Below are 15,305 nucleotides of genomic sequence, written 5' to 3' on the forward strand. Positions count from 1 at the left end.
TGGGATATCGAGGAAGTTAGCGGAGTTGTCGGGGTTCGCCATGAGGCGTACTGCAAAAAAAAATGCCCATTACTGGACCAGTAGCGGGCATTTTAGTTTTCGAAAAAAGGTTCCTAACGCTTAAACAACACCGTTCGGATCAATGTCCTCTTTCTCTTTAAGGAGTAGGTCCTCTCGAGAGAGCTTCATCGACATCAGGGCATTCGCAGAAAGGTAAATTGATGAATAAGTACCCACAACAATACCAATTAACAGCGCTGACGCGAAGCCATGAATCATCTCACCACCGAAGTAGAACAAAGAAAGTACCACTAGCAAGGTTGTAAATGAGGTAATTACCGTTCGCTCGAGTGTTTGGGTAATTGCATAATTGATCACATAAGCAGAGTCATCACTACGTAACTTACGGAAATTCTCACGAATATGGTCCGATACAACAATGGTATCGTTGAGCGAGTAACCAATTACCGCAAGCACCGCCGCAAGAACCGTCAAATCAAAGGACCATTGGAAGTACGAGAAAATACCCACCGTAATGATAACATCGTGCGCCAACGCCGCTACGGCGCCGACCGAAAACTTGTATTGGAACCGGACGGATACATAGACCATCATCACCGCCAACGCAGCAATCATTGCTAGAACACCCTGTTCACGAAGTTCATTACCTACCTGAGGCCCTACAAACTCGCCTCGCTTTAGCACAATTTTCTCGCCCGACTCGCGCAAAGTAGTTAGTACGCTATCGGATAACTGAGCACTCCCCGTACCTTGCATACGAACCATCACATCACGCTCGGAACCATAGTTCACAACCGTAAAGTGAGCGAAGCCCGCGCCGTTAAGCTGCTCTCGGATGGCGGTAAGCTCTGCCGGCTGTTCATACTCGAGTTCGAGTAGGGTTCCGCCGGTAAAATCCAAACCAAAATTTAGTCCCTTCGTCGCAATCGATGCGATGGAAGCAACCACTAAAATGGCAGAGAAAAGTGCCGCCCATTTACGACGCGACATAAAATCAATTGTTTTTTGCTCACTCATAACTCGCTCCTCAAATCATCAACTTCGACACACGACGACCGCCATAAATGGCATTGACGATGAGTCGGGTTAGCAAAATTGCCGTGAACATAGAGGTGACAATACCCACCATTAAGGTGACGGCAAAGCCCTGAACTGGCCCTGTACCCACTGCGTAAAGAATCACCGCTACAAGGAAGGTCGTGATATTCGCATCAAAGATGGTGTTGAAGGCTCGCTCGTAACCAGAATTAATCGCCACCTGAGGGTTCTTTCCATTCCTTAACTCTTCCCGTATTCGAGCAAAGATCAGTACGTTAGCATCTACCGCCATCCCCACTGTAAGGACCATCCCGGCAATGCCTGGCATCGTTAGCGTGGCACCCAGGACACTCATTACCGCAACCATTAGCACTAAGTTTACGGTCAGCGCTACGTTGGCAATAACACCGAAAACACGGTAGTAAAGGATCATGAAGATAACCACTAAGCCAAGGCCAATCTTAATCGAATCAATACCTTTCGCGATATTCTCGGCACCCAGTGATGGACCAATAGTTCGCTCCTCTTCAAAATATACCGGCGCGGCAAGTGCACCAGCACGAAGAAGCAGTGAAAGCTCTCGAGCTTCAACGGGGCTAATTCCAGTAATCACAAAGCGGTTTGATAGCGGCGAATTAATGGTCGCTAGTGAAATCCAGCTGCGTTCCGCCTCTTGGTAAGGTTCTTCAACCGTTTCACCACTTTCGTTAGTTACCGTGCGGAAACGCGTTTTATATTCAATAAATTGAACTGCCATCCGACGCCCAACGTTATCGCGAGTCGCGCGGTTAATCTGCGTACCACCCGCACCATCAAGGGTAATAGAAACCTGTGGAGTACTAGTTTGTGGATCAAAGGTAGGCTGAGCGTTCGTCACCTGATCACCCGTTACAATCGGCGTGCGATCGATGACGGCGGTGAGATTTGGATTATCACGGTTCGGCAGTGTCTCGCGCAAATACGACGGCGTCGATGAATTTGACTCAAGGTGGAATTGCAAGTTGGCCGTTTTACCAATAATACGCTTAGCTTGCGCCGCATCTTGAACGCCAGGTAACTGCACCACAATACGCGAGCGACCTTGACGCTGAACGATAGGTTCGGCGACACCAAGTTCATTGACACGATTTCGTAAGCTAGTCAGATTCTGCTGAACCGCATAATCCTCTAGCTCTCTAACCTTAGCGTCAGAAAAACTAATATTAACTGCTAGGGCATCAGTCTCGCTTACCTCAACATTCAAGTCTGGATAAGTGGTACGAAGCAGCGTCGTGGTTTCCGCAACCTTAGCGACATCACGAAGCACAACATTCAAACGACCATTCTCAGTCGCTACATTACTATAGCGAATCCGGTTTTCCCGGAGTTGAGTGCGGACTTCGCTCTCACGGCTCTCTAAACTATTTTGAACCGCCTGGGCAGTATCTACCTGAAGTAGGAAGTGAACACCACCAGAGAGATCAAGACCCAATGTCATGGGCGAAGCACCAAGATCAATTAACCACTCGGGCGTGGTATCTGCGAGGTTCATCGCGACCACGAATTCCCGTCCTAGCGCCTCGCTAATTACTTCTTTGGCACGCAGTTGGGCGTCGGCGCTGTTTAGTCGAACTAAAATTCCAGCATCGGTCTGTTCCATAAGAATGGTTTCAATTTCCGCATTTTCCAACGCGGTATTAATCTGACGCTCTACAACATCCACATTTTCAAGTCGACCATCGTAACCATTAATCTGCAAAGCATGGTCCGGAGCATAAATATTAGGGAGTGCATACAATGCGCCAAGTAAACACAGCGTAAGGATAACAAAGCTTTTCAAGAAGCTATTTTTATTAGGCATAAAACGTCTTCAGCCGCAGCTGATCCAATTATCATTATGAAAGGGTTATATGGGGTCGATTATGCGCACTTCAAGTAGAGAGCTCAACTGAATTCCCTACTTAACGTGTTTTTTATGACCTGATGGTCGTTAGGATTCGCTTGGCGGCGTCAATTCTGGGACTTCAAGTCCCTGCGCCGCGTAGAAGTCAGTCACGAACTGATCAAAACGATCTTCATCTAACGCATCACGAATTCGCTCCATCAAATGAACGTAGAAGCGGAGGTTGTGAATCGTGTTCAACTGGGCACCCAGCATCTCGTTACAGCGGTGCAGATGATGGAGATAGGCACGTGAGAAATTCTGACAGGTGTAGCAATCACAGTGCGGATCTAAGGGTCCAGTATCCAATTTATGCTTAGCGTTACGAATTTTTACGACACCTTCATGAACAAAAAGATGACCATTTCTAGCATTACGAGTTGGCATTACACAGTCGAACATATCAACACCACGACGCACGCCCTCAACTAAATCGCCCGGTTTACCAACGCCCATCAAGTAGCGCGGCTGATCCTCGTTCATAAGGGGTTCGGTAACATCCAATACTCGGAACATATCGTCTTTGGGTTCACCCACTGATAAGCCACCGATCGCGTAGCCATCAAAGCCGATCTCTAACAGGCCCTCTACACTCTCTTTGCGCAGATCCTCAAACATTCCGCCCTGAATAATGCCGAAGAGTGCCGATGGATTATCACCATGAGCATCCTTAGAACGCTGCGCCCAGCGCAACGACATTTCCATACTATCTTTTGCTTCGCGGTGGGTAGCCGGATATGGCGTACACTCGTCGAAACACATGACCACGTCCGAACCCAAATCTCGCTGAATTTGCATCGAAGTTTCAGGGTCCAAGAAAACACGATCACCGTTTACGGGAGACTGGAAGCTCACTCCCGCTTCCGTGATTTTTCTCAACTTACCCAATGAGAATACCTGAAAGCCACCAGAGTCTGTCAGAATCGGTTTATCCCAACCGGCAAAATCATGCAGATCTCCGTGCGCCTTAATGACCTCAGTCCCTGGGCGCAGCCAAAGGTGGAAAGTATTTCCAAGGATGATTTGCGACCCGACCTTCAGTAGGTCCTCAGGCGTCATGCCTTTTACCGTGCCGTAGGTTCCCACTGGCATGAAAATTGGCGTTTCAACGGTACCCCGAGGAAACTTCAAACGTCCACGGCGAGCGCGCCCGGATGTTTTGTCCAACTCAAAACTCATAAAACATTCTTTACGCATCAGGAACCTCTTCTGCCTTCGCAGCGTCATTGCGAGTAATAAACATGGCATCACCATAGCTGAAGAATCGATATTCTTCTGCTATCGCGTGCTGATAAGCATTCATAGTAAAGTTGTATCCGGCGAACGCGGAGACCAACATAATGAGTGTTGATTCAGACAGGTGAAAATTGGTAATCAACGCATCAACGACATTGAATGACTTGCCTGGGTAGATAAATATTGAAGTATCGTCACGCATGGGCTTGAGCTGGCCTGATTGTGCCGCACTCTCCAAACTCCGAACCGAAGTGGTCCCCACTGCAATGACACGCCCGCCGCGTGCTTTGGCTTGCTCAACCGCTTCAACCACGGACTCACTAACCTCAACCCATTCGGAATGCATATCGTGCGTTTCAATGTCATCCACTCGAACGGGCTGAAAGGTGCCGGCGCCAACGTGAAGGGTAACAAATGCGGTATCAACACCTTTGGCTGCTAACTCGGAGAGCAATGCATCATCAAAATGCAATCCAGCGGTAGGCGCCGCCACCGCTCCGGGGGCGCGATTATAAACTGTCTGATAGCGCTCTTTATCCGCTTCGGTGTCCGAGCGTTCAATATAGGGCGGCAAAGGCATATGACCAATGCGGTCAAGGAGCGGGAGTACCGGCTGGTTAAAGACTAATTTAAATAAAGCGCCCTCGCGCCCAACCATCTCAGCCTGAGCACTCGACTCGTCGGGAAACTTGATGAGACTGCCCTCTTTCGGGGACTTAGATGAACGGATATGCGCTAACACTGAGTCATCGGACAATACGCGCTCTATAAGCACTTCAAGCTTGCCACCCGTCGCCTTTTGAGCGAATAAGCGAGCCGGTATGACGCGGGTATCATTAAATACTAAGAGATCACCGGGATGAATCAGTGACAATACATCACGAAAACCGAGGTCCTCAGTACTACCCGTATGTCCATCTAATTTTAAAAGGCGCGAGCTAGTCCGCTCACTCATAGGCATATCTGCAATGAGATGGGAGGGAAGATCAAAGCTAAAGGACGATCGTTTCATAATAGTCTCTGTGTATTTTTTGCGCGCGCAACCTTAGCGAAAAACCTGCTCGATTACCACTTCGAAATACTAACTATAGTTCCATCTGGGCAACTCATTGCGCCACTTAACTGCTTAGACATCAAACGCGAACAAGCTAACTGCATTAAAAACAGCAACTTAGCTATAAAGTTGGTTGACAGTCCTAGGGCGTCTCAGTAATATGCGCCCCAGATGCCAGAGTGGTGAAATTGGTAGACACAGGGGATTCAAAATCCCCCGCCTAAACAGCGTGCCGGTTCGAGTCCGGCCTCTGGTACCATATCTAAAAATGCCTCGCAATCGCGGGGCATTTTTGTTTTTTCGCGTTAAGAACCTACTTCTTTCAATCCCCCAGGGTTTAGTTTCCTAGGAGTAGAGCCTCAATATTTACCCACAAATCGCAGCCTAGGTTGAAAATCCCGCTCGAAGCGTTCATGCTTTCGAAATAACCTACGGGAGTAATCATGGATACCTATCTTCTCATTTCAATTGGCAGTTACTTTTTAGTTATGCTTGCCATCGGTTTATACGCCTATCGTAATACTCAAGATGATGTTGAAGGATACTTATTAGGCGGACGACAACTCACTCCTGGCGTTATGGCGTTATCCGCCGGGGCTTCTGACATGAGTGGTTGGATCCTAATGGGCTTACCGGGCGCTATGTATATCAGCGGGCTGTCATCAGCCTGGATTGCAGTGGGCCTGGTAGTGGGCGCCTACTTAAACTACCGCATGGTTGCGCCGCGTCTGCGCGTCTATACCGAGCTTGCTAACGATGCCGTCACCATCCCCGACTTCCTAGGCAGTCGCTTTAATAACGACGGGCAGGCGTTAAGGACAATCTCAGCACTAGTGATCATTGTTTTCTTCACTCTCTACACGTCTGCAGGATTGGTAGCGGGCGGCAAACTCTTCGAATCTGCGTTTGGACAAAGCTATGAGCTAGGCATTATGTTGACCGCCGGGGTTGTTGTTGCGTATACGCTCTTCGGTGGCTTTCTGGCGGTTAGTCTGACGGACTTCGTTCAGGGCTGTATTATGTTCCTCGCCCTAGTCATTGTGCCCGTCGTAGCCTTTACCTTGACGGAGGCTCCGGTCGAAAACCTAAAGGAAATTGACCCTCAGCTGCTACAAATGACTACGGGAGTCAGTGTCATTGCTATTATCTCCAGCGCGGCATGGGGACTTGGGTATTTCGGTCAACCTCATATCATTGTTCGTTTCATGGCAATTAGGTCCATTCGAGAATTACCGACTGCTCGACGTATCGGCATGGGCTGGATGATCGTCTCGGTTTTCGGTGCACTCGGTGTCGGTTTGATAGGTCGAGCGTACAGTAGCGAATTTGATGTTACGGTCTCCGACCCTGAAACGATCTTTATTATTCTGTCGCAAATCATTTTCCACCCGTTAATAGCTGGATTTCTGTTAGCTGCTATTCTCGCTGCAATTATGAGTACGATTTCATCACAATTATTGGTGTCGGCTAGTTCGCTGAGCGAAGATCTATTCCACAAGGCATTTGCGCGAAATGCCTCCTCTTCTCAGGTGGTACTCGTTGGAAGACTATCTGTTGTGGCTGTCTGCCTTGTAGCGGGATGGCTAGCACTCGATCCTAGCGAAAGCATCTTAGGACTAGTTGGTAATGCTTGGGCTGGATTTGGAGCTGCTTTTGGGCCCATTATTCTACTCGCTTTATTTTGGCGTAACCTCAGCTATTGGGGTGCGGTGGTTGGAATGATTACGGGTGCCGTTGTCGTATTAATTTGGATTCGTCTTGGGCTGGGAGGTCTGATCTATGAGATTGTGCCGGGCTTCATCGCCGCTTTAGGCATGGCCATTCTAGTGAGTCTGTTGACGCCAAAACCTACGCCACTCAAACTAGCTTTGTTTGACGAGATGAAACGGCAGATAGACTAAAACATTAAACGGCAGATGGCCTAAATGCGACTACACTCTTCCAGTAGTCGCATTGATTTAGAGTTACTTTGATGTCCCAGATATTGTATTTCAAACCTTCCATCGATCAGCCCTCACACCAGATTCTGCGGTCACGCTATCGTGTTGAACTGAGCGAAATTGAGGAGTTCCATAAGTACCTGGAAGCCAAGATTGACGCGCTGGATGTCAATACCTTGGATTCAAAGCGCCTTCCTACTCATAACGAGAACCTCAACGGCCGCATGATCATTAATCTCGTCCGCTTGAATCATGAATGTAAAGTCGCCTTGAGTGGGCACGCTAGCGCTTTTCAGCTGTACCAACTCTTAGAGAAAAAAGATCTCTATTTTCAATTTGGAGCAGCTGGTAACCTGCGTAGAACTTTTTAAGTACCCAAAATCTTGGTAGACTGCGGGGAAAAATAATTTGGAACAACTCAATGCTTAGCGCAGCCGACTATCAACAAATGCCTCCCGGCAGAATCTGGCGCCGTATTGCTGCGCTTGCTTACGACACTCTCCTTATCATGGCGGTGAGCCTGGCGTACTTCGGTATCGTTACCCTAATTGCTTACCAACTGCAAAGTGCTCCGACAGAGGGTGACTACAGCGTCATGTATAGTGATGCTTGGAAGCTCATTCTCTTTGCTGGATGGGTTCTAGTACTAATCCTATTTTTCGGCTTATTTTGGACTCGAAATGGTCAGACTTTAGGGATGCAAGCCTGGAAGCTTCGTGTTCAAAAAACCAATGGAGAGCTTATTAACTGGCGCGAGACCGCGCTGCGATTTGTTGTGGTGGGACTAGGCGTCGGTATATTTTTAGCTGCTTCTAACTTTGAATCAGCGATTATGGCGTGGATTTCCTATGGGCTTTTTATCGCTAACTATGCGGCGTGCTTAATCGCGCAAAAAGCTAGCTTGACTGACTTAGTGAGCTCAACCAGGATTGTTGAAGTACCTAAAGATCAGCGTATCGGAGTAAAAAGTGGCGGCGTCTTTTAAGATACGATGAGTCAATAGGACCCTATTACTTCGCGCGTCTCAAGAGATAGCCACCAATAATGAAACAACCCAGTATCGGCATTGCCACGGCTAAGATTGGTGATAAGCCATAAACTAAGCTAATTGGTCCCAAAATATGTTGTACCGTAGAGAAAACGATACCAACAATCACTCCGGTAAAGATTCGTGCTCCCATGGTAACCTGTCGCAGCGGTCCAAAAACAAACGAGATAGCGATGAAAACTAAGCTCATACTTGCTAGCGGCTGGAGCACCTTTTGCCAGAAAGTCAGTTCATATACTCGGTTATCTAAACCCTGTGATGACAGGAAGTCAGCATAATACCAGAGGTCTCTAATAGATAAATTAGCCTCGTCTGCCGCAACAATTTGCATGACTCTTGGTGACATTTCGGACTGCCACCATGACTCGGGTATCTCGCTTTCAGTCATTTGCTCTTCATTGATAACCAAAACCGATGTTTCCTGAAGTAGCCAAGAACCATCAAGGTAAAGCGCCTCTTCGCTAAATTCTACCCGTTCGAGTTGGTAACTATCGTTAAATCTAAAGCGAACTAAGCCGTAGATCTTACCCGATGGAAGAATGGTATTAACATGAAAGAATTCATCCCCTTCAAGCCCCCAGAAACCATTGTCCGAATCTTGAATAGCACTAACTTCCGCCCCCATTCGCTTTATGTCTCTCGTCGCTTCGGCATGAAGTTCTAATGGAGCGGCCACATACTCGGCAATAAACATTCCCAAGAAAATAATTAGCAACGCGCCCCGCATTGCGAACCAGCCCAACTTTCGCACCGAAAGCCCCGCTGCTCGCATCACGGTTAACTCACTGGTGGAAGACAATTGCCCTAAGCCGAATAGCACACCAATAAGCACAGCGATGGGAACACTTGTCACTAATTTCTTGGGGATTAAATATGCGGTATATTCCAAGACATCTGGGAAGGTATAATCACCGCGCACTGCATTTGCTTGGTCTACGATAGTGGTAATAATGTCCAGAGAACAAACAGCGAGCAGGACTACTAATGTACTTTTTAGCACACTACTTGATACATACTGCTTAATCAGGCGCATGTTCAACACCCCCGCCTGATTTCTTCATCTCTCGCTCATCTGATGTTAGTAACCACCACGCGAGCGTGGCAAAGCTTATATGAATCCACCACATTCCCAACCATGTTGGTATTTGCCCATCTTCAATCGCCGACTGAGCCGCGGTAATTAGTGAGAAGTACAATAGGAATATTAAAATTCCCGGGATCACTTTGGCAAAGCGACCCGAACGCGGGTTGGAGCGACCAAACCCGATTGCTAGGAGAGTGATGATAGGCACCATGATAGTCAGCGAAAGTCGGTAGTGGAGTACCGCCATATGTTCACGTTCACCGGCGTCCCAGAGTTCCATTGTGCTCCAGATCTTCAACTTCGATTCTTTTTCTTCAATATCCGCTTGGGGAATTAATATCCCATGCGCATCAAAGCGTAATTCTCTTCCACCTAATTCGCCCGGTGTCACATCAAAACGCACACCATCATTGAGTACGATATAACGATTTTCAGCTAATTGCTCTTCGTGCGCTGACGGAGCTAAAATTACGAAGGCCTGTTCGTCCTTCTCAGCAGAAGCCACAAAGACGCGTCCCAATCTGCCCTCGCCAACGGACTCGGTGTAAACAACACCCGATCCACCGCCTATATTCATGAATCGCCCTGGAATTAGGCGATCAACCTCAGATCGACTTCGCTGCTCATCAAACACGGTGTTGGCCGCCTGCAACCCCGCAGGGCCAACATAGAAGGTAATGCAACCTACAGCAGCGGCAATGACTAATGCGGGTGTAAGGATCCATCTACTTAGCCTCTTCAGACTAGTACCCGTCGCAAATAATACTGCTACTTCGCTATCCATATACATGCGCCCTACCCCTAACAGCACGGCAAGGAAAAGACTCAGAGGGAAGATGATTTCTAGACTAGCTGGAATGCGGTAAAGTAGGATCCAGAAGAGAACGCTAGGGTCTAATGAGCCCGCTGCGGCACGGCTTAAGTAGTGCGCTAACGAGTTACTCACAACGATTAACAGCAGCACACTGGCTACCGCAAAAAAGGTCGCTAAAATTTCACGCGATACATATCGAAACAAGATCACTGTAATATATTTTCTTTGTTGGGACAGTTTGACTTACACTATACCCCATATTAGTCGAAATTAACCTTAAAAAGAGAATTAAGTATTATGCAATTTACTGCCAAGTCATGTGATGTCACTACCCAAACGACAGAACTCGCGGTACTCGCACTGCGTCCCGAACAAGACTTACAAGGTCAATCGGAAGCTCTCAATGTTGCAGCAAACGGAGCTATCGCTCGCGTATTGGAGTCTGGCGATTTCAAGGCAAAGACCGGCGAAGCCTTTTTAATTCCCCTCGTTGACGGTCCCGCTAAGCGCATCTTACTAGTTGGCTGCGGTGATGAAGACAATTTAGCTAACCTGCAAAAATGCTTAACGGCCATGGCCGCATCAATGCTCAAAGCGAATGCCTCCAATGCAACGCTTTATCTTAACGAGCTGCTGGGCGACGAATATTTGTCAGAACGCGCTGAAGCGGTTTCTTCAGCCATCGTTCACTCGGCCTATCGTTTTGATGACTATAAAAGCGAGCCAGCGCCAGCCAGCGCGCTTGAAGAAGTTACCCTGCACTGCGATGGTGACAACGACCTCTTGGATGCAGCCCTGAACGAAGGCGCAATTATCGCGTCAGGTGTCAACGTAGCTCGCACCCTCGGCAACTTGCCAGGAAACGTCGCTCACCCAGTATTCCTAGCAGAACGTGCCGTTGAACTGGCGCAAGTCCACGAGAAGCTTAACACCAAGGTGTTGGGTATGGATGAAATGGAAGCCCTAGGTATGGGCGCGTTCATTTCGGTAGCCAAAGGCTCCACTATTCCTGGGCAGTTAATTGTCATGGAATACAACAACGGCCCTGAAGATAGCGCGCCTATTGCGCTAGTTGGTAAGGGTATTACCTTCGACACGGGCGGTATCAGCCTTAAGCCCGGCGCAGGCATGGACGAGATGAAGTTCGATATGTGTGGCGCTGCATCGGTATTTGGCACCATCGAAGCCGTTCTCGACATGGAACTACCCATCAATTTGGTCTGTATTGTTGCCGCCGCGGAGAATATGCCTGCTGGCAACGCTTCAAAGCCTGGTGACATCGTTACCACGATGAGCGGTCAAACCGTTGAAATCCTTAATACCGATGCCGAGGGCCGCTTAGTACTGTGTGATGCATTAACTTACACCATCGAAAACTTTAAGCCGGCTGCCGTAGTAGATATTGCTACCCTTACCGGCGCCTGTGTTATCGCTCTAGGTCACCACGCTTCAGGAATGTATTCGAATAATGAAGACTTAGCGGACGATCTTCTGTCTGCGGGCGAACAAACCGGCGATCGCGCATGGCGCATGCCGCTGTGGGATATCTACCAGCAGCAATTGAACAGCAACTTTGCCGATATGGGTAACATTGGTGGTAAAGAAGCTGGTTCCGTCACAGCCGCGTGTTTCCTCGCTCGCTTTGTGGGTGATACACCTTGGGCACACCTCGATATCGCCGGTTCAGCTTGGTTATCTGGTGCACAAAAGGGCGCGACAGGTCGTCCCGTGAAGCTATTGGTAGAATGGTTGCGCAACGCCTCAGCATGACCACTGTCGACTTCTATAAGATCAATGATAGCGACCCCGCGTCGCTATCATTCTGTGCGCTTAGACTTGCCTGTAAGTCATGGCGTGCAGGCCACCCTACCTACGTTCACTGTTCCTCTGAAGAACAGGCGAATGCGCTGTTAACACAACTCAACACCCTCTCCGATCATTCCTTGATTCCTGGCTATATTGGCTCACACCAACCACAGTCGAATGGAATTGCCTTCGGTTATGACGAGTCTCATGCTCCTATCGCCACAGCTGATATCATGATTCAACTGAGTACAGAAATCTCGAAGTGCTTCAGTCGCTTTGCGCGCCTGCTAGAGATTACCAATACCGACGAGCAGCATGCCAGTGCAAAGCGCGAGGCTTGGAAGTTCTACAAATCTCGCGGCTATCCACTGCGCTATCACGAAATCTGAGCTCAAGAAAATCTTGTTCCAGTCAAATTTCGCCACCAAACCACATTAAAATCTTTATTCCTAGTCAACAAACGTTGTACCTTGAGTTATACTCGCGCGAAGACAATTGTATTTTCCGGTAGCGCTTCAAAGCGGACCGTTTAGAGGACTCATGGATAAAACCTACCAGCCACAAGACATCGAAACGCGCATTTATCAAAACTGGGAAGAGAGTGGATACTTCCGTCCCTCGGGCGAGGGCACTCCCTACTCGATTATGATTCCACCGCCCAATGTAACCGGCAGCCTCCATATGGGGCATGGGTTCCAGGATACCATCATGGATGTCTTGACTCGCTACCATCGAATGACAGGGTGTAACACCCTCTGGCAGCCGGGAACGGATCACGCAGGTATCGCAACGCAAATGGTTGTTGAGCGCCAGCTTCTTGAACAGGGCGAAACGACGCGTCAGGAACTTGGCCGTGATGCCTTCATTGAGAAAGTGTGGGACTGGAAAGAGCAATCAGGTGGCACCATCACTAAGCAGCTCCGCCGCTTAGGTGCATCGCCGGATTGGAGCCGCGAACGCTTTACCATGGATCCAGGACTCTCACATGCCGTTCAGGAAGTGTTTGTAGAGCTCTACAATGAAGGGCTAATCTACCGCGGGCAGCGTCTGGTTAACTGGGATCCTAAGCTTCATACGGCTATTTCAGATTTGGAAGTGGTATCAGAGGAAGAAGACGGCTTCATGTGGTATTTCCGCTACCCGCTCGCTGATGGCAGTGGTGATGTTGTGGTTGCGACCACCCGCCCAGAAACCATGCTGGGTGATACCTGTGTGGCAGTAAGCCCCGATGATGAACGCTATCAAGATCTAGTTGGTAAAGAGATCGCTCTACCATTCTGCCAGCGCAATATTCCGGTTGTCGCCGACAGCTATGTAGACGCTGAATTCGGAACCGGGTGCGTTAAGATCACCCCTGCCCACGACTTCAATGATTATGAGGTGGGCCAACGTCACGACATGCCGTTAATTAACATCTTTACTGCCGATGCGAAGATTAATGATGTGGCGCCCGAAGCCTACCGAGGCTTAACTCGAGACGAAGCACGTAAGCAAATCGTTGCTGATTTTGACGAGGCCGGCCTGCTAGTCAAAGTGGAACCTCACAAATTGAAAGTTCCGCGTGGTGACCGCTCTGGTGTGGTCATTGAACCTTGGTTGACGGATCAGTGGTATGTGGACGCAAAAACACTCGCGAAACCAGCCATTGAAGCCGTTGAGTCTGGTGACATTCAGTTTGTACCAAAACAGTGGGAGAACACCTATTTTGCGTGGATGCGTGATATCCAAGATTGGTGTATCTCCCGTCAGCTTTGGTGGGGACATCGCATTCCTGCTTGGTACGACGATCAAGGTAAAGTTTATGTCGGTCGTTCTGAGGAAGAGGTTCGCACCAAGAATGACCTTGGCGATCGGCCACTGCGTCAGGACAACGATGTCCTAGACACTTGGTTCTCCTCAGCGCTTTGGACCTTTAGTACTCTGGGCTGGCCTGAAGAAACCCCTGAGCTTAAGACTTTCCATCCTACCAGCGTCTTGGTTACAGGCTTTGATATCATCTTCTTCTGGGTGGCACGGATGATTATGATGACTCTTCACTTCAAGCGCGAGATACCGTTTCATACCGTTTATGTTCACGGTTTGGTTCGCGATGGTGAAGGCCAGAAGATGTCTAAGTCCAAGGGTAATGTTCTTGATCCTATTGATCTCATCGACGGCATCGATATCGATACGCTAGTTGAGAAGCGCACCACCGGTCTCATGCAGCCCAAGATGCGCGCGAAAGTCGAGAAGAAGACACGTAAAGAATTCCCTGAGGGTATTGGCGCCTACGGCACCGATGCGTTGCGCTTTACTTATCTTTCGCTTGCTTCAACCGGTCGAGATATAAAATTCGACATGGGTCGAATTGAGGGTTTCCGAAATTTCTGCAACAAGATTTGGAACGCTGCTCGCTACGTATTAATGAACACCGAGGGCCATCACTGCGCCCAAGATGGCAGTGAGAATTACGAACTAAGTTTGGCCGACCGTTGGATTATTTCTCGCCTTCAACACACCGAGAAAGCCGTCGCTGAGGCAGTAAGTAGTTATCGTTTCGACATTGCCAGTCAGGCCATCTACGAGTTCATCTGGAATGAATACTGTGATTGGTATCTGGAGCTATCAAAACCCGTGCTATGGAATGACGATAGCCCAGAGGCACTGAAGCAAGGTACCCGTCGTACTTTGATTCGGGTCCTGGAAACAGCGCTCCGATTAGCACACCCGTTCATGCCTTTCATCACGGAAGAAATCTGGCAGCGAGTTAAAACACTCGCCGGCCAGTCCGGTGAATCTATTATGCTAGCAGCCTATCCCGTTGCTAACGACGAGAAAATCGACCTCGAAGCCGAAGCGAATATTGAATGGCTCAAGTCGTTCATCGATGGCATCCGAACTATTCGTGGCGAAATGAATATCGCCCCAGGTAAGCCCATTCCCGTTTTGCTCCGCAACGCGAGTGAGATCGACCAATCTCGACTGACGGCTAATAGCGCTACCCTACTTTCCCTAGCGAAACTTGAAACGGCCACCGTACTTACTTCAGATGAAGTGGCACCAATGTCTGCTACAGCGCTTGTTGGCGATATGGAAGTCTTGGTACCGATGGCTGGACTGATTGATAAGGACGCAGAGCTAGCTCGCCTTGATAAGGAGATTGCCAAGTTAGAAAAAGAGGTTGCTCGGATATCAGGCAAGTTAAACAACCAGGGTTTCGTTGCCAAAGCGCCGGAAGCAGTCATCGAGAAGGAACGTGAGAAGTTGACTGCCGCTGAGTTGGCATTCAAGAAGCTGGGCCTTCAACGCGACGAGATCAGTTCACTGTAATCGCAGTAAGATTACTATTCTGCTAACGCACCTC

General features: G+C 48.8%; 12 protein-coding genes and 1 tRNA gene. 7 read left to right on the forward strand and 6 right to left on the reverse strand.

The genetic code is table 11. The features are described 5' to 3' along the window. Positions 1-120: 120 nt before the first annotated feature. From secF to queA, 4 genes are all read right to left on the reverse strand, one after another. Positions 121-1,038 (reverse strand): protein translocase subunit SecF, encoded by a 918-nt coding sequence (gene secF / locus Q0698_RS06245; protein ID WP_298634835.1) that lies wholly within the window; start codon positions 1,036-1,038, stop codon positions 121-123. Between the two features lie 10 nt (positions 1,039-1,048). Continuing rightward, on the reverse strand, positions 1,049-2,899 hold the full coding sequence (gene secD, locus Q0698_RS06250) for a protein translocase subunit SecD (protein ID WP_298634837.1): 1,851 nt from the start codon (positions 2,897-2,899) through the stop codon (positions 1,049-1,051). Positions 2,900-3,028: 129 nt separating this feature from the next. Further along, positions 3,029-4,177: a tRNA guanosine(34) transglycosylase Tgt gene (tgt, locus tag Q0698_RS06255; RefSeq protein ID WP_298634839.1), complete on the reverse strand. Its 1,149-nt coding sequence runs from the start codon at positions 4,175-4,177 to the stop codon at positions 3,029-3,031. After that, positions 4,170-5,228, reverse strand: coding sequence for a tRNA preQ1(34) S-adenosylmethionine ribosyltransferase-isomerase QueA (gene queA / locus Q0698_RS06260; protein ID WP_298634841.1), 1,059 nt, complete (start codon positions 5,226-5,228; stop codon positions 4,170-4,172). Before queA ends, tgt begins: the two co-directional genes overlap by 8 nt. 215 nt (positions 5,229-5,443) lie before the next feature. Between queA and Q0698_RS06265 the strand changes: the two genes are divergently transcribed. From Q0698_RS06265 to Q0698_RS06280, 4 genes are all read left to right on the forward strand, one after another. Next, positions 5,444-5,529 (forward strand) — tRNA-Leu (locus Q0698_RS06265). Positions 5,530-5,713: 184 nt separating this feature from the next. Continuing rightward, positions 5,714-7,171 (forward strand): sodium/proline symporter PutP, encoded by a 1,458-nt coding sequence (putP, locus tag Q0698_RS06270; protein WP_298634843.1) that lies wholly within the window; start codon positions 5,714-5,716, stop codon positions 7,169-7,171. Between the two features lie 71 nt (positions 7,172-7,242). Next, the gene (locus Q0698_RS06275; protein ID WP_298634846.1) at positions 7,243-7,581 is read left to right on the forward strand and encodes a hypothetical protein; all 339 of its coding nucleotides are present in this window, start codon (positions 7,243-7,245) and stop codon (positions 7,579-7,581) included. Positions 7,582-7,631: 50 nt separating this feature from the next. Continuing rightward, positions 7,632-8,195 carry an RDD family protein gene (locus Q0698_RS06280; RefSeq protein WP_298634848.1) on the forward strand — a complete coding sequence of 188 codons (564 nt, stop codon included), beginning with the start codon at positions 7,632-7,634 and terminating at the stop codon, positions 8,193-8,195. 25 nt (positions 8,196-8,220) lie between these two features. Here the strand turns inward: Q0698_RS06280 and lptG are convergent, their stop codons facing one another. Then, a complete protein-coding gene (lptG, locus tag Q0698_RS06285; protein WP_298634850.1) occupies positions 8,221-9,291 on the reverse strand; it encodes an LPS export ABC transporter permease LptG in 1,071 nt (356 codons plus the stop codon). Beyond that, positions 9,278-10,366, reverse strand: a complete 1,089-nt coding sequence (gene lptF, locus Q0698_RS06290) for an LPS export ABC transporter permease LptF (protein ID WP_298634851.1) — start codon at positions 10,364-10,366, stop codon at positions 9,278-9,280. The genes lptG and lptF overlap by 14 nt, the downstream gene beginning before the upstream one ends. Before the next feature lie 87 nt (positions 10,367-10,453). On the opposite strand from lptF, the gene Q0698_RS06295 reads away from it, so the two are divergent. From Q0698_RS06295 to Q0698_RS06305, 3 genes are all read left to right on the forward strand, one after another. Beyond that, a complete protein-coding gene (locus Q0698_RS06295) occupies positions 10,454-11,926 on the forward strand; it encodes a leucyl aminopeptidase (RefSeq protein WP_298634853.1) in 1,473 nt (490 codons plus the stop codon). Continuing rightward, a complete protein-coding gene (locus tag Q0698_RS06300; protein WP_298634854.1) occupies positions 11,902-12,351 on the forward strand; it encodes a DNA polymerase III subunit chi in 450 nt (149 codons plus the stop codon). Before Q0698_RS06295 ends, Q0698_RS06300 begins: the two co-directional genes overlap by 25 nt. Positions 12,352-12,502: 151 nt before the next feature. Then, entirely contained in the window at positions 12,503-15,271 is a 2,769-nt protein-coding gene (locus tag Q0698_RS06305; protein ID WP_298634856.1) for a valine--tRNA ligase, read from the forward strand. Positions 15,272-15,305: the final 34 nt, after the last annotated feature.

The organism is uncultured Umboniibacter sp. (assembly GCF_947497555.1).
In the GTDB taxonomy this organism is placed as follows: Bacteria; Pseudomonadota; Gammaproteobacteria; order Pseudomonadales; family DSM-25080; genus Umboniibacter.